This window comes from Rhodococcus sp. 14-1411-2a (genome assembly GCF_002259485.1).
In the GTDB taxonomy this organism is placed as follows: domain Bacteria; phylum Actinomycetota; class Actinomycetes; order Mycobacteriales; family Mycobacteriaceae; genus Rhodococcoides.
Map to the genome: position 1 here is coordinate 853,138 of NZ_NPGA01000020.1, position 26,772 is coordinate 879,909.

The 26,772-nt window shown below is 64.9% G+C and carries 26 protein-coding genes; 9 read left to right on the top strand and 17 right to left on the bottom strand.

What is annotated here, in order from left to right; genetic code table 11:
- Positions 1-41: 41 nt before the first annotated feature.
- Positions 42-1,508: a DHA2 family efflux MFS transporter permease subunit gene (locus tag CH291_RS24990; RefSeq protein ID WP_094642306.1), complete on the bottom strand. Its 1,467-nt coding sequence runs from the start codon at positions 1,506-1,508 to the stop codon at positions 42-44.
- Between the two features lie 181 nt (positions 1,509-1,689).
- Between CH291_RS24990 and CH291_RS24995 the strand changes: the two genes are divergently transcribed.
- Together CH291_RS24995 and CH291_RS25000 are read left to right on the top strand one after the other, a co-directional pair.
- Positions 1,690-2,331, top strand: a complete 642-nt coding sequence (locus CH291_RS24995) for an acid phosphatase (protein ID WP_094688848.1) — start codon at positions 1,690-1,692, stop codon at positions 2,329-2,331.
- Positions 2,328-2,804, top strand: a complete 477-nt coding sequence (locus CH291_RS25000) for a GNAT family N-acetyltransferase (RefSeq protein WP_094688849.1) — start codon at positions 2,328-2,330, stop codon at positions 2,802-2,804. Before CH291_RS24995 ends, CH291_RS25000 begins: the two co-directional genes overlap by 4 nt.
- A gap of 10 nt (positions 2,805-2,814) precedes the next feature.
- Here the strand turns inward: CH291_RS25000 and CH291_RS25005 are convergent, their stop codons facing one another.
- On the bottom strand, positions 2,815-3,243 hold the full coding sequence (locus tag CH291_RS25005; RefSeq protein ID WP_068045638.1) for a hypothetical protein: 429 nt from the start codon (positions 3,241-3,243) through the stop codon (positions 2,815-2,817).
- Positions 3,244-3,399: 156 nt separating this feature from the next.
- Between CH291_RS25005 and CH291_RS25010 the strand changes: the two genes are divergently transcribed.
- A complete protein-coding gene (locus tag CH291_RS25010; RefSeq protein ID WP_068045641.1) occupies positions 3,400-4,353 on the top strand; it encodes a diacylglycerol/lipid kinase family protein in 954 nt (317 codons plus the stop codon).
- A 264-nt stretch (positions 4,354-4,617) separates the two neighbouring features.
- Entirely contained in the window at positions 4,618-4,872 is a 255-nt protein-coding gene (locus CH291_RS25015) for a WhiB family transcriptional regulator (RefSeq protein WP_032366305.1), read from the top strand.
- 130 nt (positions 4,873-5,002) lie between these two features.
- On the opposite strand, the gene CH291_RS25020 is transcribed toward CH291_RS25015, so the two are convergent.
- Positions 5,003-6,481, bottom strand: coding sequence for a sensor histidine kinase (locus tag CH291_RS25020; RefSeq protein ID WP_068045643.1), 1,479 nt, complete (start codon positions 6,479-6,481; stop codon positions 5,003-5,005).
- Positions 6,482-6,502: 21 nt separating this feature from the next.
- Entirely contained in the window at positions 6,503-6,718 is a 216-nt protein-coding gene (locus CH291_RS25025) for a biotin/lipoyl-binding carrier protein (protein ID WP_008717734.1), read from the bottom strand.
- A 119-nt stretch (positions 6,719-6,837) separates the two neighbouring features.
- Here CH291_RS25025 and CH291_RS27465 point away from each other — a divergent pair, with 119 nt between their 5' ends.
- The gene (locus tag CH291_RS27465) at positions 6,838-6,912 is read left to right on the top strand and encodes a 50S ribosomal protein bL37 (protein WP_370878772.1); all 75 of its coding nucleotides are present in this window, start codon (positions 6,838-6,840) and stop codon (positions 6,910-6,912) included.
- A gap of 76 nt (positions 6,913-6,988) precedes the next feature.
- On the opposite strand, the gene rsrA is transcribed toward CH291_RS27465, so the two are convergent.
- Positions 6,989-7,297 (bottom strand): mycothiol system anti-sigma-R factor, encoded by a 309-nt coding sequence (gene rsrA / locus CH291_RS25030; RefSeq protein ID WP_255183292.1) that lies wholly within the window; start codon positions 7,295-7,297, stop codon positions 6,989-6,991.
- Positions 7,294-8,076 (bottom strand): sigma-70 family RNA polymerase sigma factor, encoded by a 783-nt coding sequence (locus CH291_RS25035; protein ID WP_094642309.1) that lies wholly within the window; start codon positions 8,074-8,076, stop codon positions 7,294-7,296. Before CH291_RS25035 ends, rsrA begins: the two co-directional genes overlap by 4 nt.
- A gap of 90 nt (positions 8,077-8,166) precedes the next feature.
- Between CH291_RS25035 and ybaK the strand changes: the two genes are divergently transcribed.
- Genes ybaK through rsgA form a run of 3 tightly spaced genes read left to right on the top strand, consistent with a single transcriptional unit; the run spans position 8,167 to position 10,967 of the window.
- Entirely contained in the window at positions 8,167-8,658 is a 492-nt protein-coding gene (gene ybaK, locus CH291_RS25040) for a Cys-tRNA(Pro) deacylase (RefSeq protein ID WP_094688850.1), read from the top strand.
- Between the two features lie 6 nt (positions 8,659-8,664).
- A complete protein-coding gene (gene aroA / locus CH291_RS25045; RefSeq protein ID WP_068045650.1) occupies positions 8,665-9,981 on the top strand; it encodes a 3-phosphoshikimate 1-carboxyvinyltransferase in 1,317 nt (438 codons plus the stop codon).
- Positions 9,933-10,967: a ribosome small subunit-dependent GTPase A gene (rsgA, locus tag CH291_RS25050; protein ID WP_068045653.1), complete on the top strand. Its 1,035-nt coding sequence runs from the start codon at positions 9,933-9,935 to the stop codon at positions 10,965-10,967. Before aroA ends, rsgA begins: the two co-directional genes overlap by 49 nt.
- 51 nt (positions 10,968-11,018) lie before the next feature.
- On the opposite strand, the gene CH291_RS25055 is transcribed toward rsgA, so the two are convergent.
- The 5 genes from CH291_RS25055 to CH291_RS25075 form a co-directional block, all read right to left on the bottom strand.
- Complete coding sequence (locus CH291_RS25055; protein WP_094670836.1) at positions 11,019-12,269, bottom strand: fatty acid desaturase family protein; 1,251 nt, start codon at positions 12,267-12,269, stop codon at positions 11,019-11,021.
- A gap of 123 nt (positions 12,270-12,392) precedes the next feature.
- Entirely contained in the window at positions 12,393-13,694 is a 1,302-nt protein-coding gene (locus tag CH291_RS25060; RefSeq protein WP_068045660.1) for a fatty acid desaturase family protein, read from the bottom strand.
- A 108-nt stretch (positions 13,695-13,802) separates the two neighbouring features.
- Positions 13,803-14,918 carry a ferredoxin reductase gene (locus CH291_RS25065; RefSeq protein ID WP_094642485.1) on the bottom strand — a complete coding sequence of 372 codons (1,116 nt, stop codon included), beginning with the start codon at positions 14,916-14,918 and terminating at the stop codon, positions 13,803-13,805.
- 124 nt (positions 14,919-15,042) lie between these two features.
- Positions 15,043-15,567 (bottom strand): DUF6912 family protein, encoded by a 525-nt coding sequence (locus CH291_RS25070; RefSeq protein ID WP_068045663.1) that lies wholly within the window; start codon positions 15,565-15,567, stop codon positions 15,043-15,045.
- An 11-nt stretch (positions 15,568-15,578) separates the two neighbouring features.
- Positions 15,579-17,024, bottom strand: a complete 1,446-nt coding sequence (locus CH291_RS25075) for a WS/DGAT/MGAT family O-acyltransferase (RefSeq protein WP_094688851.1) — start codon at positions 17,022-17,024, stop codon at positions 15,579-15,581.
- 185 nt (positions 17,025-17,209) lie between these two features.
- Between CH291_RS25075 and CH291_RS25080 the strand changes: the two genes are divergently transcribed.
- Positions 17,210-17,785: an Rv3235 family protein gene (locus tag CH291_RS25080; RefSeq protein ID WP_143545964.1), complete on the top strand. Its 576-nt coding sequence runs from the start codon at positions 17,210-17,212 to the stop codon at positions 17,783-17,785.
- A 37-nt stretch (positions 17,786-17,822) separates the two neighbouring features.
- Here CH291_RS25080 and secA read toward each other — a convergent pair whose 3' ends face one another.
- The 6 genes from secA to mtrA form a co-directional block, all read right to left on the bottom strand.
- Positions 17,823-20,729 (bottom strand): preprotein translocase subunit SecA, encoded by a 2,907-nt coding sequence (secA, locus tag CH291_RS25085; RefSeq protein ID WP_094688853.1) that lies wholly within the window; start codon positions 20,727-20,729, stop codon positions 17,823-17,825.
- A 307-nt stretch (positions 20,730-21,036) separates the two neighbouring features.
- On the bottom strand, positions 21,037-21,705 hold the full coding sequence (gene hpf, locus CH291_RS25090; protein ID WP_068045673.1) for a ribosome hibernation-promoting factor, HPF/YfiA family: 669 nt from the start codon (positions 21,703-21,705) through the stop codon (positions 21,037-21,039).
- A gap of 200 nt (positions 21,706-21,905) precedes the next feature.
- Positions 21,906-22,589, bottom strand: coding sequence for a ComF family protein (locus CH291_RS25095; RefSeq protein ID WP_094688854.1), 684 nt, complete (start codon positions 22,587-22,589; stop codon positions 21,906-21,908).
- Between the two features lie 47 nt (positions 22,590-22,636).
- Positions 22,637-24,415, bottom strand: coding sequence for an MtrAB system accessory lipoprotein LpqB (gene lpqB / locus CH291_RS25100; protein WP_094688855.1), 1,779 nt, complete (start codon positions 24,413-24,415; stop codon positions 22,637-22,639).
- Entirely contained in the window at positions 24,412-26,097 is a 1,686-nt protein-coding gene (gene mtrB / locus CH291_RS25105; RefSeq protein WP_068045690.1) for an MtrAB system histidine kinase MtrB, read from the bottom strand. The genes lpqB and mtrB overlap by 4 nt, the downstream gene beginning before the upstream one ends.
- Positions 26,094-26,771, bottom strand: a complete 678-nt coding sequence (gene mtrA / locus CH291_RS25110) for an MtrAB system response regulator MtrA (protein ID WP_027496508.1) — start codon at positions 26,769-26,771, stop codon at positions 26,094-26,096. The genes mtrB and mtrA overlap by 4 nt, the downstream gene beginning before the upstream one ends.
- Between the last annotated feature and the right edge of the window lies 1 nt (position 26,772).

Sequence of the window (26,772 nt, forward strand, 5' to 3'; positions counted from 1 at the left end):
CATCGAGCCGATGAGCGAGGGTTCGGCATCTCTCGGGCGCGTCAGTGCAGCGAGATCGGTGCCGCGGACCGCTCGGTCACGTGCTTCGTCCGGGGCAGGAAGAAGGCGGGAACGAACGTGACGACGATCAGAACCAACGCGACCATGAAGGTGGTCCCGAAGGCCCTGGCCGAGATGTCGAAGGCCTCGATCTGGCTGGTTGCGGTCAGTGCGGGCTTCTGCTGAGCGGTCAGCACCACCGACATCAGTGCGGTACCTATCGACCCGGCCGCTTGCTGGACGATGTTCATCAACGTCGAGCCGCGCGCAACCGTCTCGTCGGTCAACGTCTGCAGCGCAGCCGTCATGATCGGCATCATCGTCGAACCGAGTCCGAGTCCCATGACGAACAGTGCACCGATCAGCAAGGTGTACGAGGTGTCGGTGCCGACCCGAGTGAACACCGCCATCCCTGCGGTGATGAGCACCATCCCCACCAGCACGATCCTGCCGGGACCGAACTTGTCGGCGATCACTCCGGCGATCGGCATCGCGATCATCGCGCCGATGCCCTGTGGTGCGAGCAGCAGCCCGGCAGTCAACGTCGTTTCTCCACGAAGCAGGAAATAGCTCGGGAACAGCAGACCCGCGCCCATGAAGGCGACCATGAAGAGCGTCGTGGTGATCACGGCCACGGTGAGCGACCTGTTCCGGAACAGCCGTAGATCGATCAGGGGATGCTGCACGCGCAGTGCATGGAACACGAACAGAACGATCAACACGAGTCCGATGATGACCGGGACCAGCACCTTCACCGCGAGAACGGTTTCGGTTTCGACGACCGAGGACGCGCCGTAGAGGAACAGTGCGAGGCCGGGCGAGAGCATCAGCATGCCGCGGAAATCGAAGGACTCGGACGGAGTCGGGTTGTCCTTGGGGAAGATCAGCACGGCCGCGATCAGAGCGAGGATGCCGATCGGCAGATTGATGAGGAAGATCCAGTGCCAACTCGCCGCCTCGATCAGCCAGCCTCCGAGGATCGGCCCCGCGATGGGCCCGATGAGCATCGGGACGCCGAGCACGGCCATCACGCGCCCGATCCGCTCCGGGCCTGCGGCGCGCGTCATGATCGTCATGCCCAGTGGCATCAGCATGCCTCCGCCGAGGCCCTGCAGCACTCGGAAGACGATGAGCGAGGTGATGTCCCATGCGAAGCTGCACAGCACCGAACCGAGGACGAACAGCACCAGCGCCGTGATGTAGAGGCGCTTGGTTCCGAACCGATCGGCAGCCCACCCCGTCAGCGGTATGACGGTGGCCAGGGCGAGCGTGTAGCCCGTCATCGTCCACGCGGCATTGGCGTAGGTGGTCTCGAAGACGTCGGTGAAGGTCCGGAGCGCGACGCTGACGACGGTGACGTCGAGTATCGACATGATGGCCCCGAGCACGACGACCCCGGCGATCTTCAGCAACGCGCCGTCGAGCTTCTCCGGAGAATCGGGCGACGCGGGCTTCTGCAGGTCGGTCATGGTTCTCCAAGTCGATGAGAAGGAGCTGTGCGGCACGACGGACAGAGCTGCGTCGCCCATGGCAGTGACGATTCGGAACGAGAGTAACCGGCCGGTAGGTCTGTACTCAATCGACAAATCGGACACATCCGCAGGTCGACTATGACAAGGGCCACATCACGCGGGCAGGCATGATCGTTCCATGACCACACACGGCGGCGTCGAGGCAGGCAGAGTCGTTCTACTCCGGCACGGCGAGACCGAATGGGCTCTGGCCGGCAAGCACACCGGTAACACCGACGTCCCCCTCACCAGCGTCGGCGAGCAACAGGCCGTCGAGGCCGGATCGCTGCTCCGATTACTGAACCTGCGCGATCCTCTGGTGATCACGAGCCCGCGCGAGCGCGCACGTCGAACCGCCGAGCTCGCAGGCCTCGAGGTCGATCGGGAGTGGGATGCGTTGTCGGAGTGGGACTACGGAGACTACGAAGGCATCACCTCGACGCAGATCCACGAAACTGTGCCGCACTGGACCGTCTGGACGCATCCATGTCCGGGTGGTGAGTCCATCGGTGACATCGCCGTGCGCGTCGACATGGTGCTCTCGGTCGTCCTGCCGCTGTTGAGCGGCCGCGACGTCGTGTTGGTCGGTCACGGCCACTTCTCGCGCGCACTGATCGCCGGCTGGACCGAGGCCCCCATCACCGAGGGCAAACGCTTCGCCCTCTCGCCCGCCGCGTACTCGTTGCTCGGCTTCGAGCATTCGTTCCGCCAGCTCGTCGCGCACAACGTGCACCCGTCGATCCTCACCGCCGCCACGGCACCGAAAGGAAACCCAGGATGATTCGCCGCGCCACCGAGGCCGATGTTCCCGCCGTCACCGCTCTCGTGCACGAACTCGCCGCCTACGAGAAGTCGTCCTCGCTGTGCACCGTTCGAGACGAGCAGCTTCGCGCCGCTCTGTTCGGAGCGCAGCCGTCGGTGTTCGCACACGTCGCCGAGCACGAGGGGACGGTGGTGGGATGCGCGTTGTGGTTCCTGAACTTCTCCACGTGGGACGGAGTCAACGGAATCTATCTGGAGGATCTCTACGTGCAACCCGCCGCGCGGGGAGAAGGCTTCGGAACTGCACTGCTCGCCGCATTGGCCGCCGAATGCGTCGATCGGCAGTACACGCGGTTGGCCTGGTCGGTTCTGGACTGGAACACCCCGTCGATCGGCTTCTACCGATCGCTCGGAGCAGAGCCACAGGACGAATGGACCACGTTCCGCCTTGCCGAGGATGCATTGGTCGAGTTGGCCGAACAGGCGCGTTGAAACGACTACGTCAGCGGAGGTCGTCGTCGACGTCGCTGTATTCGGCGGCCATCCACCGAGAGGACGGCGGGCTGAACAGCAAGACGAGCACGCCGACGACCACGACTCCGAGGGCGACGCCGTAGACGGTCTGGTGCGATCCGGTCAACAGCGACCATACGACGGGCAGCAGCAGGAGCTGTACGACGGTGGCGATGGATCGTCCCCAGCGTTTTCCGAGGACCAGGGCAACGCCTGCGGCGCCGACTCCGATGCCCAGGACACCGAACCACCCGGCGGTGCCGTACCCGTTGGCCACTGCGTTCTCTCCCTCTCCGGAGAACGCTCGGACGAGTAGGACGATCGCGGCCACCAACGACGCCACGCCCTGCGCTGCGACGAGCGCCCCGGCGGATCGAAACGTGGCCGGCGGGGTGAGGTTCTCGGGTGAGGTGGACACGCGACCAGCCTAGGCAACCGGGAGTGGAGCCTGCGGAACGACCCAGGGGCGGGAGTGGAGCCTGCGGAACGACTCAGGGGCGGGAGTGGAGCCTGCGGAACGACCCAGGTGACCGGGAGTGGAGCGTGCGGAACGACCCGGTTAGTGTCATTGCTCGTGCGTGCGCTGCTGATCGTCAATCCCAATGCGACTTCTACGACTGCTGCGGCTCGGGATCTGTTGGCTCATGCGTTGTCGAGTCGGGTGCGGGTGACGGTTGCGCAGACGACTCATCGTGATCATGCGTCGGAGCTGGCTCGGGGTGCCCGTGAGGACGGGATGGGGTTGGTGATCGTTCACGGTGGTGACGGGACGGTCAACGAGGTGATCAACGGTTTGCTCGGGGTGCCGTTGCCGACGTCGATGCAGGCGGTGACGATCGGTGCGATTCCGCCGATCGCGGTCGTTCCTGGCGGCAGTGCGAATGTGTTCGCTCGTTCGTTGGGTATCGAGGCCGATCCGGTGGCGGCGACGAATCAGTTGATCGGGCTGCTCGATGCACGGGCGCGGCGGACGATCGGGTTGGGGCATTGCGACAATCGCTGGTTCACCTTCAACGCGGGTATGGGTCTGGATGCCGATGTGTGTCGGGCGATCGATGCCGGCCGTAAGGACGGCAAGCCGGTGTCTGCGACGCGGTATCTGCGGTCGGCTGTGCAGGAGTTCTTCAAGCACAAGCGGCAGCCGGCTCGGTTGACGGTGGAGGTTCCGGGTCGGGATCCGTTCGAGGGAGTCCACTATGCGTTCGTGTCGAATTCGAGTCCGTGGACTTATTTGAACCAGAGGCCGGTGCACACCAATCCGGGTACCGGTTTCGATTCGGGTCTCGGAGTGTTCGGTATGCGCTCGACTGCGTTGTTCCCGACGTTGCGGGTCTCTCGCCAGCTGCTTGCCAAAGGCGCAGAACCGAAGTCTCGCAAGCTGATTCGCATCGACGATGTACCGAGCGTCCGAATTTCCTCGGCAGAACCGGTCGGTTTGCAGATGGACGGCGACTACCTGGGCGAACGCACCGAGGCCGAGTTCTTCTCCACTCCCGACGCGCTGCAGGTGGTTGCGCCGAGCATGTGAGGGCAGCGTGCGCCGAGCCACACTGAGGCGCAGAGCGCACTTTCTGTGAAATCACGAGCGAAATCTGTTCACTCGGGGTACAAAGGAGCGCAGAAGGCTAAAGCGAGCCTAACAGAGTGAGCTTGACCACGGTCACGCGCGTACCCCTTGACTTCACCTGAGTTCGTGAAAGCATTCACAAGCAACAGTGCGGAAACATTGGTTACCCACTCGTGAACAGAAGAGAAACGAAACGGCGCTACGGCGCCCGGTAAGGAGCAGAGGATGGACTGGCGCCACAAGGCTATTTGTCGCGATGAAGATCCGGAACTATTTTTCCCGGTGGGAAACAGTGGTCCGGCGCTCGCGCAGATCGCCGATGCCAAAGTCGTCTGTACTCGGTGCCCCGTCACCGCTGAATGCCTGTCCTGGGCACTCGAATCCGGCCAGGACGCAGGAGTATGGGGCGCAATGAGTGAAGACGAGCGCCGTGCACTCAAGCGACGCAACGCACGTACGCGCGCACGCAGCTCCGTCTAGGACGCGAAACCAGCACACGCTCGAGGCCCGGTATCCGCTGTAGCGGATACCGGGCTTTCTGCGTTCCACGGGCCTCCAGCGTCCCTCTGGCGGTCGAAGAGCCCGTTACGCACTGTTCACCGAACGTGCATCAGGGCCTGGGCACACGCCGTCCCAGAGGAACCCTCAGCATCGCGTCGGTTCCCCCACCCGCCGCGGGATGCAGACCCAGCGATCCGTTCAGCTCCACCGAGACCAGAGTGCGCACGATCTGCAGTCCGAGGCCGTCCGAACGTTCCAGAGAGAACCCGGTGGGCAGACCGCGCCCGTCGTCGTGGATGACCACATCCAGCCATTTCGCGGACCGGTCGGCTCCGATTCGGACGACACCGGCCGACCCGGCGTCGAATCCATGCTCCATCGCGTTCTGCACCAGCTCTGTGAGCACCATCACCAAGGGCGTCGCGCGTTCGGCCGAGAAGACTCCGAGTTTGCCCTCGCGCACCACTCGCACCCTCGGATTGACCGTGGCTATATCCAGCATGATCGGCACCAATCGATCGACGATCTCGTCGAGGTCCACTTCCTCGTCCACCGACATCGACAGCATTTCGTGCACGAGTGCAATGGACGTGACTCGACGGACCGACTCGGACAACGCCGTGCGCGCTTCCTCGTTCTCGAGTCGGCGCGACTGAAGTCGGAGCAGCGCCGCCACCGTCTGCAAGTTGTTCTTCACCCGATGGTGGATCTCCCGGATGGTCGCGTCCTTGCTGAGCAGAGCACGATCGCGGCGCTTGACCTCGGTGACGTCGCGGATCAACACGGCCGCCCCGGCAGACCTTCCGCGCGGCTGCAGGGCCAGCGTGCGCACGAGAACTGTGGCACCGCGGGCATCGACCTCCATCCGATGTCCAACGTTGCCGTTGAGCGACGACCTGATGTGATCGGCCACTTCCTGCGAGTCGAAAGGGTCGGTGACCAGCGACCGCGTGACCGACGCCAGATCCCGGCCGGACAGCTCGGTCGTCAATCCCATCCGGTGGTACGCCGAGAGGGCGTTGGGACTGGCGTAGTCCACCAGCCCCTCGGTGTCGACGCGAATGAATCCGTCGCCTGCACGGGGGGACGAGTTCACATCGGTGCGCTCTTCGGGGGTGGGAAACGTGCCTTCGCTGATCATCAGACACAGGTCGTCGGCGCATTCTCGATACGCCACCTCGAGGGCGCTCGGCGGTCGAAGCTGCGCGGGATTGGTATCGCGGGTCAGCACCGCGATGACGTGCTCTCCGCAACGCACCGGGATGCTCTCGGTTCGCGTCACCACGCCTCCGTGCACGATCTTCCGCTGCTGCAGCGCGACCATCACATCGGGGTGCTCGGATTCGGAGATCGTCGTTCCCACGATGTCGTGAGTGAAGACCGTGGGCGCGGTCGTCGGCCGGCACTGGGCCACACACAGCACGTCGGCAGTCCCACTGGAGACGTCGTCCGTGCCGACCCACAGCAGCACATCGGCGAACGAGAGGTCGGCCAGCAGCTGCCACTCGCCTACGACGCGTTGGAGATGGTCCACCGCAACACCGGGGAGGTCGGTGTGCTCGGCCAGAAGGTCACTGAGGGTCGACACGAGATCTCACGTGATCGTTGCTCAGGACACGACGGCGATGAGGTCGCCCTGCTGAATGACGTCGCCCACCGCGACGTCCACCGACGTGACCGTCCCTGCGGTCTCGGCCAGCACCGGAATTTCCATCTTCATCGATTCCAGGATCACGAGGGTGTCACCGACCTCGACGGCATCGCCTCGGGCCACGACCACCTGAAACACAGTGGACACCATTTCCGCGCGAACGTCCTCGGACATCGGCGAACCCCTCTCTCACGTCACCACGAACTGCGCTGGACACCCATATGAGACCAGGCCCGTCACAGTAAGCCAATCACACGTGGGAGACTGTAGTGAACAAACGAGAGGAGCCCATCATGGGAAAGCGTGGACGTAAGAAGCGTGCTCGTAAGGGCAACAAGGCCAACCACGGCAAACGTCCCAACAGCTGACGGTTTGCCACAAGCCGCGAGGGGCCGAGAAGCGACTGCTTCTCGGCCCCTCGTCGTTTGTGAGTAGGAACTGCGACTACTCGGAGTCCGTCTGGCGGATCAGCACGGTTCGTCGAATTTCGACGCTGAGTCGTTCGCGCAACCCGGCCGGTGCCTGGTCTCCCCCGCACTTGCGTGAGATCAGCCGCTTGACCTTCTCTTCGATTCCGTAGGCCTCGAAGCACGATCCGCATTCGTCGATGTGCTTCTGCAGACGGGATCGGCTCGCTTCGTCGCATTCGTTGTCGAGCATCACCCACACGTCCGCGATCACCGCCGAGCAGTCGAGGCGCTCGAACTGTGCGTCGCCGTCGTTCCCGCCGTCGATCTTTCCGGTGCCCGTCACTGGACTACCTCCTGCTCGTGCCGGTCGACTGCGCCGTCCCGGTTGAAACCACGCTCGCGTGCAACCCCTGCCAGCAGGCCCCGCAGCTGCTTGCGTCCGCGGTGCAGACGCGACATCACCGTGCCGATGGGAGTGCCCATGATCTCGGCGATCTCCTTGTACGGGAACCCCTCGACGTCGGCGTAGTAGACAGCCATCCGAAATTCTTCGGGAAGAGACTGCAGCGCCGCCTTGATGTCGTCGTCCGGCAACGCGTCCAGAGCCTCGACCTCGGCGGAACGCAGCCCCGTCGACGTGTGTTCGGCGGTGGCGGCGAGCTGCCAGTCACTGATCTCGTCGGTCGGGTACTGAGCGGGCTGACGCTGCTTCTTGCGGTAGGAGTTGATGTAGGTGTTGGTGAGAATTCGGTACAGCCACGCCTTGAGGTTCGTGCCCTCACGGAACGACCGGAAAGCCGAGTAGGCCTTCACGAACGTCTCCTGAACCAGATCCTCGGCGTCGGCGGGGTTGCGCGTCATACGCAGAGCTGCGCCGTAGAGCTGATCGAGCATCGGCAGCGCGTCGCGCTCGAAGCGCTCGGTCAACTGCGCCTCGGTCTCGGCAGCTCTGCGCTCCGCGATCGCCTTCTCGTCGTCCACGTCAGCGACGGGATTGCTGGCTTCTGTCACGCTGATCCCTTCGATAGCTTCCACCGCCCAGGCTACCGCGCCCGAAGTCGACTTCTGCGAAGAGATCACCCCCTTCAGCGCGAGGGGACGTCCCGCGGTCAGCACTGCCATTCGTCATTCCTTCCACCTGCATTCGTATCTGTTGTTGCACAACACGGCGTCGTGCCGCCGTGTTCCCGCCCGATCGCTAGAGTCCCGTGAATGGCTGCGTCCACACCTGCTCTCGCGCTGCTCACCGCACGAAAAGTGGCGCACACCGTGCATTCGTACGACCACGACGCACGGGCGCAGTCCTACGGCGAGGAGGCGGCACAGATACTCGTCGAACGACTCGGCGTTCGGCCCGAACAGGTCTTCAAGACTCTCGTCGTCGAACGAGCGGATCGCTCGCTGGCGGTGGCGATCGTCCCGGTGACGACGACGCTCTCGCTCAAGGCCGCGGCCGCCGCGCTGTCCACCAGAAAGATCACGATGGCCGACAGGACTGCCGCCGAGCGCTCCTCCGGGTACGTCTTCGGCGGTATCTCACCTCTCGGCCAACGCAAATCCCTGCCCACCGTGATCGACGTCTCGGCCCTCGGTCTCGAGACGATTCTGTGCAGTGGAGGTCGGCGCGGACTCGAGATCGAACTCGCACCGGCCGATCTCGTCCGGCTCACAGCCGCTACATCCGCGCCCATCGCCGCGCGCTGATCCCGAATGAGAGAAGATGGACGGGTGAGCAATTGGACAGCCCCCGCCGCCGTCGCACCCGTCGACGCGACAGTCACTCTGCCCGGATCGAAGTCGATCACCAATCGCGCACTGATCATCGCCTCGCTCGCCACCGGCTCGTCGACGATGACCGGTGCCCTGCGCAGCCGTGACACCGATCTCATGATCGACGCCCTGACAACCTTGGGCATCGATATCGAGGCCGCGGAGGACGACAGGACGTCGTTGCGGGTGACTCCGGCACCGCTGCACGGCGGAGCCGTCGACTGCGGGCTGGCAGGTACCGTCATGCGCTTCGTGCCACCCCTGGCTGCGCTCGCCGCTGGCGAAGTGTCGTTCGACGGCGACGAGCAGGCACGTATCCGACCGCTCGACACGATCCTCGACGCTCTGCGCGCGGTGGGGGCCGAGATCGACGCCAGCGCGCTGCCGTTCACGATGCGTGGCACCGGTTCGCTGCGCGGCGGATCGGTCGAGATCGACGCCTCGGGCTCTTCGCAGTTCGTCTCCGGTCTGATGCTCTCCGCTGCGGCCTTCGACGAGGGAATCGAAATCCACCACATCGGCAAGCCCGTTCCGTCGATGCCGCACATCGACATGACCGTGGAGATGTTGCGGCGTGCGGGCGTGCGAGTCGATACCCCCGAGTCCGGTGGTGACGCGAACACCTGGCGGGTGCACCCAGGCCCGGTCGCGCCGATCGACTGGACCATCGAGCCGGACCTGTCCAACGCCACCCCCTTCCTTGCTGCAGCGGTGGTGACGAAAGGCAGAGTGCGCGTGCCGAATTGGCCCGAATCGACCACTCAGCCCGGCGATGCATTCCGCGAGATACTCACCCTGATGGGCGCTCGGGTCGACCTGACCGCAGGCATCCTGACCGTCGAGGGCCCGGATACGTTGCGCGGCATCGATTTCGATCTGCACGATATCGGCGAACTGACCCCTACGGTCGCGGCGCTCGCCGCACTGGCCGCGGGGCCGTCGATTCTGCGTGGCATCGCCCATCTGCGTGGCCACGAGACCGACCGACTCGCTGCACTGACAACCGAGATCGTCCGACTCGGCGGACGCGCCGTCGAGACCGACGACGGCATCCGAATCGATCCGGCACCGCTGCACGCAGGCGTCTGGCACTCCTACGCCGACCACCGCATGGCGACCGCAGGCGCGATCGTCGGCTTGCGGGTACCCGGGGTCGAGGTGGACGACATCGGCACCACCGCCAAGACGCTCCCCGGTTTCGAAACGCTGTGGGACGCAATGCTGTCCGCACCGACACCGAGCGGGGTCGGCTCCTGACCGCGCGCCGGTACGACGAGTCCGACGTTCGGATCCGACCGGGCAAGAGTTCGCGACCACGGACCAAGACTCGACCCGAGCACAACGACGCAGAAGCAGGCATGGTCGTGTCCGTCGACCGCGGCCGCTGGGGATGCGTGCTCGACGGTGACCCGGCACGGCCGGTCGTGACGATGCGCGCCCGCGAGCTGGGCCGAACTCCGATCGTGGTGGGAGACGAGGTCGGTATCGTCGGAGATCTGTCGGGCAAGGTCGACACTCTGGCTCGCATCGTGCGCGTGGCCGAGCGGCGGACGGTGTTGCGTCGCACCGCGGACGACACCGACCCGTTCGAGCGCGTCGTGGTGGCCAATGCCGACCGGCTGCTCATCGTCGCCGCGCTCGCCGATCCACCTCCTCGCACCGGCTTCGTCGAACGAGCACTCGTGGCGGCGTACGTCGGCGGACTCGAACCCGTTCTGTGCCTGACCAAGAGCGATCTGGCCGACCCCGAAGAATTCACCGCCGCCTTTTCCGATCTCGACGTACCGGTGGTGCTGGCGGGCCAGTCCGAGGACCTCACGGAGCTGACCTCGATGCTGACGAACTCGGTGACCGCGCTCATCGGACACTCGGGCGTCGGAAAGTCCACGCTCGTCAACCGGCTGGTGCCCGACGCCTATCGCGCCACGGGGGTGGTTTCGGGCGTCGGCAAGGGCCGCCACACCTCGACACAGTCGGTGGCGCTACCGCTTCCCGGCGGCGGCTGGGTGGTGGATACTCCCGGGATCCGGTCGTTCGGACTGGCGCACATCTCCCCCGAGAACGTCGTCGCAGCGTTCTCCGACCTGGCCGACACGATCGAGAACTGCCCCCGAGGATGCACGCACCTCGGCCCGCCCGCCGATCCCGAGTGCGCCCTCGACTCCCTCACCGGAGACGCAGCTCGACGTGTTGCTGCGGTGCGCCTCCTGCTCGAAGCCGTTCGAACGAACGAAGCCTGGTAGCAACCACCCGCTCGGGGTCGGTTGCCACCAGGCTCCAATTCGGTGCAGGACTTACGCGGCCTTACCGACCAGCCTGCGAATTCCCTTGCGCTTCTTCGTTTCTGCGATGGCGGTGCGCAAACCACGACGCTTGCCGGTTTCGGGATCGACGGTGAACAGGCCCGCCGGCGCGTCGGCCCACTTACGCTCGGACGCAGTCTCGGGGGCGTCGTCGCTGGTCGCCCTCAGGTACTTGTTCGGCAGCGACAGCTTCGCGATGGTTCTCCAGGACAGGAAGTACTGGTGAACGATCGAACCGGTCGTGTACGGCAGGTCGTACTTCTCCGCCAGTTCGAGCACCCGAACCTTGATCTCCCGCAGGCGGTTGCTGGGGAGGTCCGGGAACAGGTGGTGCTCGATCTGGTAGCAGAGGTTGCCGCTCATGAACTCCATGACGGGACCGGCATTGAAGTTCGCGCTGCCGAGCATCTGACGCAGGTACCACTGCCCCTGCGTCTCACCCTCCATGTCGGACTTGGTGAACTTCTCCGCACCGTCCGGGAAGTGGCCACAGAAGATGACGGTGTTGGTCCACACGTTGCGGATCATGTTGGCGACGATGTTCGCCGTCAACGTGCTCTTCCAGGCAGGTCCGGTCAGCAACGGGTGCAGGATGTAGTCCTTGCCGATCTGCTTGCCGACCTTCTCGAGCACCTCGCGCCGCTTCTGCTCGAATTCCTCGCGGGGCACTCGACCCTTGGCGACCTTGCCCAGTTCGAGGTGCTGAAGCGCCACTCCGTACTCGAAGAACAACTGCAGCAGCAGGTTGTAGACGGGGTTGCCGATGTTGAAGGGCTTCCACCGCTGATCGCGGGTGACGCGGAGCAGACCGTAGCCGACGTCGTCGTCCATGCCGAGCACGTTGGTGTACTTGTGGTGGATGTAGTTGTGCGTCTGCTTCCAGTGAGCCGACGGGCCCGTGTTGTCCCACTCCCACGACGTGGAGTGGATCTCCGGGTCGTTCATCCAGTCCCACTGGCCGTGCATGACGTTGTGGCCGAGCTCCATGTTCTCGATGATCTTCGCGACCCCGAGCATGGCGGTGCCGACCAGCCAAGCGGGACGCTTGCGGCTGGCGAAAAGCACGGCCCGGCCACCGATGTCGAGGGATCGCTGCAGGCGGATCGTGTTCTTGACGTACCGGGCATCGCGTTCGCCGCGGGACGCTTCGATGTCACGTCGGATGGAGTCGAGCTCGTGGCCCAACGCCTCGATGTCGGCATCGGTCAGATGCGCGTATTCTTTGACGTCCGTAATCGCCATGGGATACAACCTCCTGGCAGTCGTGAACACACAGCTCGCGTTATCAGGCCATGTGCAATTCCGTCACCTACCGTATCGTAAGTTACGGTTCCGTAGGTTAGTGGCGGAAATCTGTGTGACGATTCACAACGAAACGCGGTCACCCGAGCGACGCAGGCTCTTGGCCTGACGCTTGGCTTCCTTCTTGGCGTTGCGCAAGCTCACGCGTGCCTCTTGCATTGCCGAACGCAGACCTCGGCGCTGCCCGGTGAGCGGATCGATTCGAAGCGCGTGGACGGTAGGCGAATCGCCCTCCCGCCATCGTCGCTCGGACGACGTCTCGGGAGCGTTGTCGGACGTGGCGCGCAGCCACGAGTCGGGCAGCGACAGCTTGTGGATGGTCCGCAGCGCCAGCAAGTACTGCTTGCCGAGTGATCCTGTGGTGTACGGCAGATCGTACTTCTCGCACAGAGCGTGCACCTTCTCGGCGATCTCCGAGTACCTGTTGCTCGGCAGATCCGGGAACATGTGGTGCTCGATCTGGTAGCAGAGGTTGCCGCTCATGAAGGCCATGACCGGACCGGCCTCGAAATTGGCACTACCCAGCATCTGACGCAGGTACCACTCGGGGCGTGTCTCGGTCTCGAACTGCCCGATCGTGAACTTCTCGGCGCCGTCGGGGAAGTGACCGCAGAAGATCACCGCGTAGGCCCACAGATTACGGACCAGGTTGGCCGTCGCGTTGGCGGTCAACGTGGACTTCCAGGCCGGGCCGGACAGTGCTGGGAACAGGACGAAATCCTTGCCGACCTGCTTGGCGATCTTGCGCGCGAAGGCTCGGCTCGCCGGAGACTTCAGCAGACCCTTCTGGTCCTCGCCGTCCAGCTGCTTCTGCGCGTCGTAATCGTGCAGCGCGATGCCCCACTCGAAGGTGGTGGCCAGCACGATGTTGGCAAGCGGCTGAACGAGATTGATCGGCTTCCACGGCTCGTCACGGGTCATGCGCAGAATGCCGAAGCCGATGTCGTCGTCCATGCCGACGATGTTGGTGTAGGTGTGGTGCGAGTAGTTGTGGGCTCGCTTCCACTGCTCGGACGGCCCGGTCTGGTCCCACTCCCACGAGGTGGAATGGATCTCCGGATCGTTCATCCAGTCCCATTGCCCGTGCATCACATTGTGACCGAGCTCCATGTTCTCGATGATCTTGGCGACACTGAGCATCGCTGTGCCGGCGATCCACGCCGGCCGATACTTGCTGCCGAGCAGCACCGCGCGGCCGCCGAGCTCCAGCAACCTCTGCAGTCTGATGGTCCGACGGATGTATGCGGCATCGCGCTCGCCACGGCTGTCTTCGACGTCTCTACGAATCGAATCCAGTTCGCGACCGAACGCTTCCATGTCCGCTTCGCTGAGATGAGCGAACTCTTTGATGTCGGTGATGGCCACCGGGTCCTCCAACAGTTGAGTGCAGTGCCCGAAATATCGGGTTTCGACGTGGGCAACCTACGTAAGCGTAACCGAACAGTCTGAGAAGGCAGTGTGCGAGAAACAGACCTACAGTTCCAATGTGCAGTCGCCCGCAGCTGCGGAAATGCACGTCTGGACGCGGTCGCCCTCGCTGTGTTCCTTACCGGAACGCAGGTCGATCACATGCCCCGAAGTCAACGGCACCACACATGTCTGGCAGATACCCATCCGGCAGCCGAACGGCATCTGAACTCCGACGTTCTCGCCTGCTTCGAGCAGACTGGTCGCGCCGTCGACAGTGGTCTTCTTGTCCGACTTGGAGAACGTGACGGTGCCGCCGGCACCGGAGGTATCGGCGCGCGAGATCTCGAACCGCTCCAGATGAAGCCGGTCCTCGATTCCCTCTCGCTTCCAGGTCTTCTCGATCTCCTCGAGCAGTGCTGCCGGTCCACACGCCCAGGTGTCGCGCGTGCGCCAGTCGGGGTAGAGCTCGTCGAGCGAGGCGAGTGCGAACTTGCCGTCCGATCGTGTCAGCTGCACATGCGAGGTGAAGTTCGGATGCGATTTCTCGAGCGCAGCGATCTCGGCCGCGAACATGACTTCGTCCTCGGTCGGTGCCGAGTGGATGTGCACGGTGTCGGGCATGTCGCCGTGGCGATCCAGGGCCCGCAGCATCGAGATGATCGGGGTGATGCCGCTACCGGCCGTGACGAACAGGATCTTGTTCGGCGGCGGCACGGGCAGCGCGAAATTGCCCTTCGGGGCGGCCAGCCGAACGATGGTCCCCTGCGGCACACCGCCGACCAGATGCGAGGAGAGGAAGCCTTCCGGCATCGCCTTGACGGTGATGGAGATCAGCTTGTCTTCCCAGTTCGGCGGGGAGGTCAACGAGTACGACCGCCAGTGCCATCGCCCGCCGAGGTGCAACCCGATCCCAATGTACTGACCGGGCCGGTAGTCGAAATTGAAGCCCCAACCCGGCTGAATCACCAGGGTCACCGCCGTGGCGGTCTCCTTCTCCACTCGCACGATGCGGCCGCGGAGTTCGCGTGCCGACCACAGAGGATTCGCGAGATGAAGGTAGTCGTCGGGCAACAAGGGGGTGGTGATGCGGGTGAAGGCACCACGCACCATGTTCAGTCTCGGACGCTTGGGGGCCGATACTCCGGCCGCCGGAGCCTCCAGCCACTTCTTCAGATCCATCGGGTGTTCCATCCCCTCGATCGAGATACTGAACCGCTTGCGGTCATCGAGGTTACGCTACCGTAGGTTCGGGTTCGGGAACACCTGTGTCGGTGTGAATCGTGTGCGAACGAACACGACGGAATCACAGCAGTTCGAGCAGAAACGACAACTCTTGCGGGGCGTACCACGCGAGCGTGTGATCCTCGGCATCTCCCAGCACGAACTCCGCATCCTCGTCTCCCATGTCCGCGGCATCGACCGCGGCGACGGCCTTGGCGACCGCCGATTCGGCACCTTCGAGATCGACGTGGACCGACGCGACCTGATCCATCCGCAACGGCTCTTTGAGGCGGACGACGGCGTCGTCCAGATCGGGACGCAGAGTGGGATCGTCGACATCGGCCGCGATCACCGCCCTCCGATACACCACCCCTTCGGCGACTGTCCCGGTGTCGGTCTCGTCGTCGACTGCTGCGGCGATCAAGCGCAGAGAGGCCCGGGCGGCCTCCCCCATCGCCACCTCGGAGAGCTCCTCGTCGTCGCCGGACGAATAGGCCTCACGCAGTGTCGGTGTCACCGCGAAGGCCGTGCGCGAGACCGGGCTGAACTCGCCCTCCGCCGACAGCACTTTCAAGAACTCCAGCGTCGCCGGAACGTAGACACGCATGACAGAAGACCTCACACTCTCGATTCGTTACTCGCGTCGACCAACTCTTCCAGCGCCTCGTGCAGAAGCGCCGTGACGACGTCCACATCGGGCATGGCACCTCGATCTGCATTGAGCCCGAAGAACACGTAGCCGTCGTAGGACGTCAGCCCGATGCTCATCGCCTGGTTCTCGAACAGCGGCGACACCGGATACATCTCGAGCATGCGCGCACCGCCCACATACAGCGGGAACTGTGGTCCGGGGGCATTGGTGACGATCAGATTGAACACCCGCTGGGACAGCCGACTACCCGCTCGCGCGCCCATCGCGTGCAGGCTCGCAGGCGCGAATCCGGAGATGCGCATCAAGGTCTGAGCGGTGACGCCGCGACTCTGCTTGGAGTGGGCCTCGGTGGCGTGCGCAATGTGCGAGAGCCGCACCACGGCATTGGATTCACCGACGGGCAGGTCGACGAGAAACGACGAGACCTCGCTGCGATCTTCCTCCGTCGCATCGATCGGCCGATCGGCCGCATCTCCGAAACCGACCCGATCGACCGAGACGTACACCGACATGGGCACCATGGCCCGCACCGTGGAGGACGCCGTGACGGGCTCGCCTCGGGAGAGCAACCAATTGCGCAGTGCCCCGGTGACGACAGCGAGCACCACGTCGTTGATCGAGCAGCCGAACCTGTTGTGCACTCTGCGATAGTCGGCGAGCTCGGTCTTGGCCACCGCGAATCTGCGGTTTCGCGAGATCGGGGCGTTCAGCGGACTCGACGGCGCGCTCTGGGTCGCGGTGCGCAGCACGGCCGCGACCTTCGCTGCGGCCCGCAGGGCCCCACCCGCGACACCGGCAGCGCCGTGGACCGCGCCGCGCAGTGCCTCGACGCTCTCCCCCGGACGTACCACCAAGTCGGTGAGAGCATCGATGACCAACGCCGAATCCTTGGGCTCGCGCGCGGGCATCCAGAGTTCCTCGGCCATCGGCGGCGGATTCTTGCTGGCATCGAGTATGACCTGACCGATGTCGAGCGCGTGTTCACCGTCGACCAGCGCCGAGTGAGACTTGGTGAAGACGGCGAAACGATTCTTCGACAACCCCTCGACCAGGTACATCTCCCACAGCGGACGGGTGCGATCGAGTGGGCGCGAGGTCAGCCGCGCGATCAGATCGTGCAGCTGATCGTCCGAACCCGGCTTGGGTAGTGCCGAACGGCGGATGTGGTAGGTGATGTCGAAATCCGCGTCGTCGACCCACACCGGCCTGGCCAGCCCGAAGGCGACCTCACGCACCTTCTGCCGGTACCGGGGAACCAATGCCAGGCGTTGCTCGACCAACGACAGCAGACGGACGTAGCTGAATCCACTGCGCGGAGTCCGGAAGATGGCGAGCGACCCGAGGTGCATCGGGCTGCTACTGGCCTCGAGAAAATAGAACGACGCATCCTGCGCTGTCAGCCTGGTCGCCATCGCGTGTTCCAGTCCCCGTCCTCGCGTGAAGTACGCGCCGATTCCTGTGGCCGAGCGCGCAGTGTGCTCGAACCTAGAGTACGTGGCGGACGAATGTCGCTCTCGGGGTCGTTCGAGGACCGTGTCGCGTGTTGTTCCCGGGTTTCGACGGGAACCGAACGCGCGCTCGGACCGTCAATGTCGGTGTGAGCGTCATCGAATCGAACGACCCGCCGCACATCGCGGACACCTCGGCCCCGGGCTCGCAACTCCGCGCCGAACATCATTGCTTTCTCTCGCGTGCCGCTCCGTTCGAGCCGCCGCTCAGCTCCGGTGCCGTGCACACGTGGGATCCAGCGGCGATCACCGATTCGCCGCCCGCCCGACACCGACCCTCCGTGCGCAGCAACCGTTCTCGACGGCGCATCGAGCCTCCCGGCCGGCCGACGGTGCCCGCCGATGCGCGCTGGAGTGCCGACCGGGCGATGCGCATGATGATCGAGGTGATCGATCGTCGACGCAGCGCAGACCAGCTGTCGCCGTTGTTCACCGCCTCGATGATCGACCTGGTGCGGACCATAGTGCGAAACCCACCGCCAGGAAGGCGACTCGGTTTCGCCGCAGTGCGTCGAGTGCATGTGGCGTATCAGTCGGATGTCTCGGCGGAGATCTTCGGCTCGTACACTCGCGGCCCACGTATGTTCGCCTTCGCGGGCCGAATCGAGCTCGCCATCGACCCGCGCCGCCCCGGGTGGACGGTCACGTCGTTGCGAGTGGGGTGAGGGTCGCGTCGCCCCGCGGCGACGCGACCGTCGTGTACTACCTCTTGCGCTTGGAGCGAGCTGCCTTCTTGGGGGCCTTGCTCTGAGTTCTCGCCGCCTCGCGACGCTCGCGGCGGGTGCCCTCGGCCGCGGACTCGCTGCCGGTCGGGGTCGGCCCGGATCGACGAACGGCAGTGCCGCCGCCCTCGGCCGGACCGGAGAAGGTCAGTCTCTGGTCTTCCTGCTCGTCGAGACCCTTCGCCCGCAGCGCCGAGGGCACCGCAGGAGCAGTAGGTGCCGGAGCGGTGGGTGCGGGAGCCGTCGGTGCAGGTGCCGTCGGTGCAGGTGCTGCGGCGGGTGTCGCTGCCGGGCGGCCGGAGCCCACCGGAGAGGACAGTCCAGGAGCCACTGCGAGACCTGCAGAGGCTGCCGGACCTGCCGGAGCCGGTGTGGCCTCGACCTGCAGGTTGAACAGGAAGCCGACCGACTCCTCCTTCAGGCCGTCGAGCATGCCCTGGAACATGTCGTAGCCCTCACGCTGGTATTCGACCAGCGGGTCGCGCTGCGCCATCGCGCGCAGGCCGATGCCTTCCTTGAGGTAGTCCATCTCGTAGAGGTGCTCGCGCCACTTGCGGTCGAGAACCGACAGCAGAACTCGACGCTCGAGTTCGCGCATTCCGTTCTCGCCGGCGATACCGTCGATCTCGGCCTCGCGCTTGGCGTACGCCGATCGCGCGTCCTCGAGCAGCGCCTCACGCAATTCGTCGCGGGTCAGGTCGCCCTTCTCGCCGTCCTCGTTCTCGCCGGAGAGGACCTTGTGGTCGATTCCCACCGGGTAGAGAGTCTTCAGCGCGGTCCAGAGCTGTTCCAGATCCCAGTCCTCGACGTAGCCCTCGACGGTGGCACCGTCGACGTAGGCGGTGATCACGTCGGTGATCATGCCCTCGACCTGGCCCTCCATGTCCGCACCTTCGAGGATGCGGCGGCGCTCCTCGTAGATGACGGTGCGCTGCTGGTTCATCACCTCGTCGTACTTGAGAACGTTCTTGCGGATCTCGAAGTTCTGCTGCTCCACCTGCGTCTGAGCACTCTTGATGGCCTTGGACACCATCTTGGCTTCGATCGGGACGTCGTCGGGCAGGTTGAGCCGAGTCATGATCGATTCGAGTGCGCCGCCGTTGAATCGACGCATCAACTCGTCGCCGAGAGAGAGGTAGAAACGCGATTCGCCCGGGTCACCCTGACGACCGGAGCGGCCTCGCAGCTGGTTGTCGATGCGGCGCGAATCGTGCCGTTCGGTACCGAGGACGTACAGCCCACCGGCCTCGCGCACGGTATCGGCATCGGCCTTGACCTGCGCCTTGACCTCTTCCAGCGCAGGCTCCCAGGCGGCCTCGTATTCCTCGGGGGTCTCGACCGGGTCCAAGCCCTGCTTCCGGAGCTTCAGGTCGGCGAGGATGTCCGGGTTGCCGCCGAGCACGACGTCGGTACCACGACCGGCCATGTTGGTCGCGACGGTCACCGCGCCCTGCCGGCCCGCCTCGGCGATGATCGTCGCTTCCTGCTCGTGGAACTTCGCGTTCAACACGTTGTGTGCGACGCCGCGCTTGGTGAACTGCTTCGACAGGTACTCCGAGCGCTCGACGCTCGTCGTGCCGATGAGGACCGGCTGGCCCTTGCCGTGCCGCTCGACGACGTCGTCGACGACCGCGTCGAACTTGGCCTCTTCGGTCTTGTAGATCAGGTCGCCGTTGTCCACTCGAACCATCGGACGGTTCGTCGGAATCGGAATGACGCCCAGACCGTAGATCTGGTGGAGCTCGGCGGCCTCGGTCTCGGCGGTACCGGTCATGCCGGAGAGCTTGTCGTAGAGGCGGAAGTAGTTCTGCAGCGTGATCGTGGCCAGAGTCTGGTTCTCGGCCTTGATCTCCACCTTCTCCTTGGCCTCGATCGCCTGGTGCATGCCCTCGTTGTAGCGGCGTCCCACCAGGATGCGGCCGGTGAACTCGTCGACGATGATGACCTCGCCGTCGCGAACGATGTAGTCCTTGTCCTTGGTGTAGAGCTCTTTGGCCTTGATCGCGTTGTTGAGGTAGTTCACCAGCGGTGAGTTGGCGGCCTCGTACAGATTGTCGATGCCGAGCTGATCCTCGACCAGTTCGACGCCTGCCTCGTGCACACCGATGGTCCGCTTGCGGATGTCGACCTCGTAGTGGGTGTCGACCTTGAGCATCGGCGCGATACGGGCGAACTCGCCGTACCACTTGCTCGACGCATCGGCCGGTCCCGAGATGATCAGCGGCGTACGGGCCTCGTCGATGAGGATGGAGTCGACCTCGTCGACGACGGCGAAGTTGTGGCCGCGCTGCACGAGATCGTCGAGCGAGTGCGTCATGTTGTCGCGCAGGTAGTCGAAACCGAACTCGTTGTTGGTGCCGTAAGTGATGTCCGCGGCGTACGCGGCGCGGCGTTCCACCGGGGTCATGCCGGAGAGGATCACGTCGACCGAGAGACCGAGGAAGCGGTGCACGCGGCCCATCCACTCCGAGTCGCGCTTGGCGAGGTAGTCGTTGACCGTCACCACGTGCACACCCTCGCCGGAGATGGCATTGAGGTAAGCCGGGAGAACACACGTCAGTGTCTTGCCCTCACCGGTCTTCATCTCGGCGATGTTGCCGAAGTGCAGAGCGGCACCGCCCATGACCTGTACGTCGAAGTGCCGCTGCGACAGCACTCTCCAGGACGCCTCACGGGCCACGGCGAAGGCCTCGGGCAGGAGCTGATCCAGGGTCTCGCCTGCGGAGTACCGCTCCTTGAACTCCGCGGTCTTGCCGCGCAGTTCGTCGTCGGAGAGGCTCTCGACTTCCGAAGACAGGGTCGAGACGTGGTCGGCGATGCTCTTGAGCCGCTTGACCATGCGACCTTCACCGACACGGAGCAGCTTGGAAAACGACAGCGACGGCACGGGCTTTCTCGTCCTCGATCCTCGGTTCACGGGTATTGGTACGAACAACACTGCATACTGCACGAGCTCACGGGTTCGTCACCACGACATCTGCGCGGCGGGTAACCCGAACGCGTCCATGGTAGGCGGTGTCGCTGTGAACCCGGCAGCCCGACTATCGGTCGTCGGAGATCGCCGGTCGGCCATTCGGACAACACCGACACAGCACTGCAGGCTCGACGTGGGGATCGAGTCTCCGGCGTCGAGCCTGCAGCGGTGAAAAGATTTCACGGACGGCGAACGTGTCGAACCGTCCCGATCGGTCCGGTCAGGTGAGTCTGATCAAGCCGTAATCGAAGGCGTGCCGTCGGTACACGACCGAGGGGCGATCGGTTGCGCTGTCGTGGAACAGGAAGAAATCGTGGCCCACGAGTTCCATTTCGTACAGTGCGTCGTCGACGCTCATCGGTGCGGCCGAGTGGGTCTTCGTCCGCACGATGTGCCCCGGGCCGCTCTGGTCGTCCTCGAAGGTGTCGAGTTTCGTGTCGGGGTCGAGTGCCAGCGTGTCGTCCTCGGCGAGTTCGGCAGTGGCCTCGGCAACGGACACGGGCCGCTTCTCGCCGTAGTGAACCTTGCGACGGTCCTTGGTGCGTCGGAGTCTGCTCTCGAGTTTCGACGTCACCGCTTCGAGTGCGGCATAGAAACTGTCGGCGCACGCTTCCGCTCGAACGACCGGGCCCTTGCCCTTCGCGGTGATCTCCACGCGTTGACATGCCTTGGCCTGGCGGCGATTTCGTTCGTGCTGCAGTTCGACGTCGAACAGGTAGATGGAGGGATCGAAGCGCTCGAGGCGAGCCAGTTTCTCGGAGACGTATATCCGGAAGTGATCCGGTATCTCGACGTTGCGGCCCTTGACCACGACGTCCGCATTGCTCTTGGCGGGTTCTTCCGAGGGCTTCTCGTCGAAGAAAACCGAGGCTTGTGAAGGGGTCGTCACGCGTACCTCCCGATATCGGCCACGCCCACTGTTGGACGCGGCAAGTGTGCATGCCGAATGGGGAACCTTCCGGCATCAAAGTCCGGGGCATCACCTCACATCTGGTCCAGTCGGTGCGTGTCCGCGACGTTAGTCGGTCATCGACTCGTGTGCCACCGTTCACCCCGAATTGGTTGTCGGCGTGTCCTTCCCCTCCGCCGTCACGCACTCGCCACCACCAGCGCTCCGGCTACCGGGACTCCGAAATCGGTTAGCACTCTTGCACATTCGGCCAACGTGGCACCGGTGGTGACGACGTCGTCGATCAGCAGAACGGTGAATTCCGCCGATGGCGTCACGCGTGCGTCGGCGTGCGAACGAGCCAGCCCGACGGCCTCGATCCGCCCTGCCACGTTGTGCTGTCGTTGTCCCGCCGACAGTCCGACCGAATCACGTACTCCACCGGTCATGCGGAGCAACTCGGGAACGAGCACACGCTCGGGTGCCAACTGCTCGGCGGCGATTCGAGCGCATCGCAGAACGGGATCGCCTCCACGAGCCCGCGCCGCACGAGCCCGAGAGGGCGCGCAGATCAGAATCAGCGGACTCAGCTCCGGTGGATCGATCTCACCCGCGTCGCGTAGATGTCCGACGGCCTCGGCGAGCGCTCGCCCGAAAGGCCGGGCCACCGACCGCCGACCTCGCTCCTTCAGCGCGATCACACCACTGCGGCGCGGCCCGCTGTACGTACCCAGGGACCAGCAGGGCACACCGGGATCGACTCGTGGCCGAACGGCAACGGGCGGGACGAACAGGGCCAGAGAACACCCTCCGCACCAGTGCTCCCCCGGCACACCGCACCCGGCGCACTCGAGGGGCAGAACCAGATCGAGGAGCGTCCGCATGGATGCGGAGTCTGCCCCGGCCCACCGACAGAGATCTGCGACCGACGTCAGCCGGGCAGAATGGGCACAGCTTTCACGCCGGCCAGACCGGTGACCTCACGCCAGTACCGGTCGCCGACCGGATCGGAGTTGTTGAGGGCGAACACGGCCCGTGCATCGGCCACGTACTCCGTTTCCGGCGAGGCATCGACCGCCAACACCGGGGTGGTCAGGTTGCGTGACGGCAACGGATCCATCCGGGATCCGTCGACGCTCACCTGGACCACCGGGGAGTCGGTCGCGACCCGCGCGATCACGATGGTGTCGCCGGTGCTCCAGTCCAAACTCGTGGCGTCGCTACCGAGTCCGATGGCCACGGCCCTCGGCTCGGTGAGGGAGTACACACCCGAGGGCTCGCGCACCACCGTTGCCACGTACACGACGCCGTCGACGATGAGCGCAGCTCGCACGCCGTCGCGGGCCAGTCGCAATTCGGTGATCCGGTTGCCGAGTGTCGTGACGGCGGTGGCCTCGACGGGTACCACCGACACCTGGCCGGTGGAAGGATCGCGGGCGGCCCGGATGACGTTGGTGCCGTCGATCACCGCCCAGGCTGCGTTGTCGTCGGCTCCCCAGGTGGGTCGAGTGATCGATTGTCCCTCGGCCACGGGAAACGCGCCGCCGTCGTAGCTGCCGACCATGAGCGTGCTCGACGGCGCAGGGGCGGGCCGTCCGGTGTCCGCAACTCCTGCCACGAGCGTGCCGTCGTTGGACAGGGCCACCGAGCGCAGATTGCGGGCCTGCCCGAAGTACCCGGGAGCGGGCGTGGTCTCCGCCTCGTCGACGCGAAGCAAGGTGCCGGACGCGAGTGCGTGCAGTCCGACACCGTCGCCGGTACTGCCCAGCGGATCGAAGGAGTCCACGCCTGCGGTCGTCCACCCGTCGGGCTTGGTCGTGTCGATCGGTTGACCGTCGGCGAGCAGCACGTAGGGCCCGGCCACCTCGGCCGAGGCCAGGGTCCAGATCACTTGCGCAGCAAGCAGTTCACGGTCGCGATCACCCTTGTTCTGCAGGCCGCCGAAGTCGATTCTGATACCACCGAGTCCCACCCCCACCTGTGAGGTCTGACCATCGGCCTTGGTTATGGGCCCGCGAATACTCACGTCGTCGGACAGTTCGTTGCTCACCGCGGCCGACAGTGCGGACTTGGGGCCGTCGATGAGCAGCTGTACGAGCTGGTTGGCGAGCTGGTCCTGCGATCCGCTGGTCCACCGCACATCGGGCACGAGTACGCCACCGAGCGGATCGACGAAGTAGAGCGATCGCTGCTGATAGGTGTTCAGAAACGCGGATCGATCGATGACGACACCGGGGGGCAGTTTCGAGATCCGCCACTGACCGTCCACCCGTGCCATCTCGATCTCGGCGTCGAAGGTGTCCGATCCGGCCTGGTACTCGCCGCCCGAGGCCAGCATCCCGGCCGTCGCCGAGCGGATCGTGAACTGCGCGGTGTCGGGGGTTCGCGGACCGGACAGGGTGTCGATCCGATCCGCCACGACCGTCCGTGCGCCGTCGTCCCAGGTTCCCGACGCCTCCTCGGTGAGAAACTGCCGGGCGGCCTGGTGTCTGTTGGCAGAGACGGCGCTGGCCTCGAAGAAGTCGTCCAGCAGGCGATCGGGCTCACGTCCCGGCTCGGGGGCCGGAGCGCTGGTGGGCACGGCACCGGCGGTCAGGGTGCCGATGGCCTGGGGGCTGGACGACTCGGGAAGGCTGGCGCATCCGCTCACGAGGGCGACGACGAGCACACACATCGCCAGCACCCGGGTGCGACGGCACGAGAAGATCACGTCGCGGGCTCCGACGTGGCTGTCTTGGCTGCGGTGATCGCGGGAATCGGTTGTCCTTGTGCGAACTTCTTGGTGCTGGGTTTGAGGGGCAGTGGGGATCCGATCACCTTGTGCCCGCGCACGAGCGGCAGAGTGAGTCGGAAGCATGCGCCTTCGCCCAGTGCTCCCCACGCCTCGAGCTTACCGTCGTGCAAGCGGGCGTCCTCGACGCTGATCGCCAGCCCCAGGCCGGTGCCCCCGGATCGTCGAACGCGGGAGGGATCCGAGCGCCAGAACCGGTTGAACACCAGCTTCTCTTCGCCTGGTCGCAGACCGACTCCCTGATCGCGCACGACGAATGCTGCCGCGTCGGCGTCCGAGCGTAGCCGCAGCAGGACCGGCTTGCCTTCGCCGTGGTCGAGTGCGTTGGCCAGCAGATTGCGCAGAATCCGTTCCACCCGTCGGGGGTCGACCTCGGCGATGACTGCCGTCTCGGGCATGTCGACGATCACTTCGGTGCCGGTCTCGCGCGCCAGGTGCCGCACGGTCGACACTGCCGCCCGGGCGCACATCCGCAGGTCGAGTTGTTCGGCGGCCAGCTCGGCCACGCCCGCGTCGTGGCGGCTGATCTCGAGCAGGTCACCGAGCAGGGTCTCGAACCGATCGAGCTCGTTGACCAGCAGCTCCGAGGATCGCTTGAGTGCAGGCTCCAGGTCGTCGCTGGCGTCGTGGATGAGGTCTGCGGCCATCCGGACGGTGGTCAGCGGGGTGCGCAGTTCGTGGCTGACGTCGGAGGTGAATCGGCGCTGGAGGTTACCGAATTCCTCGAGCTGGGTGATCTGTTTGGAGAGACTCTCGGCCATCTCGTTGAAGGACATCGCGAGTCTGGCCATGTCGTCCTCGCCGCGGACCGGCATGCGCTCCTTGAGCCTGCCGTCGGCGAACCGCACCGCGATCCTCGACGCCGAACGAATGGGCAGAACCACCTGACGTGCGACGAGCATCGCGATCGCCGCGAGCAGCACCAACAGCACCACTGCGCCGATGAACAACGTGCCGCGTACGAGCGAGAGCGTGCGATCCTCGCTGGCCAACGGAAAGATGAGATAGAGCTGCAGGGCCGAGATGTCGGATCCGGTGGGCGATCCCATGATCAGCGCCGAGCCGGAGTACCCGCCGTCACTGTCGGTCACCGTCGCGTACTGCGAGCTGATCAGGCCCTTCTTGACGAAGTCGCGCAGGCTGTTCGGGATCTGATCGACCGGGCCAACCGAGGCCTCCGCGCGGGTGGCGTCGCCTTCCACGATCAGGACCGGATCGAACGATCCCGCAGACCCGGTGGTCGACGCGGCGTCCAGGTCCTGGTTGGTCAGCGCCGCCCTGGCTCGTTCGAGGCGCGTCGCGAGCCCGCTCGAGTCGTCGGCTCCGGCGAGGTTGCCCTCGACGGTGGTCCGTGAGCGGTCGAGTTCCTCGGTGGCTGCGGACAGCTTCGCTTCGAGCAGCCGATCGGTGATCTGAGAGGTCAGCACGACCCCGAGGATGAGGATGACCACCAGGGACAGGGTCAGCGTCGACACGACGACGCGCAGCTGCAGTGATCGACGCCAGGCATGGCCCAGCGACGTACTCAGCGAACGAAACCAACGCAGTACGGGAGAGAACTTGCCGTTGATTCGCCGCCGAGAATGGGAGAAACGGATCACGGCGGTCCGGCCTTGTAGCCGACCCCCCTCACGGTCAACACCACCTCGGGGTTCTCCGGATCCTTCTCGACCTTGGCGCGCAGACGCTGCACGTGCACGTTGACCAACCGGGTGTCGGCCGCGTGGCGGTAGCCCCAGACCTGTTCGAGCAACACCTCTCGGGTGAACACCTGACGTGGCTTGCGCGCCAGTGCCACCAGCAGATCGAATTCGAGCGGGGTGAGGGAGACGAGTTCGTCACCGCGACTGACCTTGTGGGCGGGCACGTCGATGACGATGTCCGCGATGGACAGCAGTTCGGCGGGTTCGTCCTCGGTCCTGCGCAAGCGCGCACGAACACGAGCGACCAGTTCCTTCGGCTTGAAGGGCTTCATGATGTAGTCGTCCGCACCGGACTCGAGACCCAGTACGACATCGACGGTGTCGGTCTTGGCCGTCAGCATGACGATCGGCACGCCCGAGTCGGCACGCAGGACGCGGCAGACGTCGATGCCGTTCATGCCGGGAAGCATCAGATCCAGCAGCACCAGATCCGGCCGGTTCTCGCGCACGGCCGCCAGTGCTTGGGTACCGTCGCCGACCACGAAAGGCTCGAACCCCTCACCGCGCAACACGATGGTGAGCATCTCCGCCAGAGCCGAATCGTCGTCCACAACCAGAATCCGAGGCTTCATG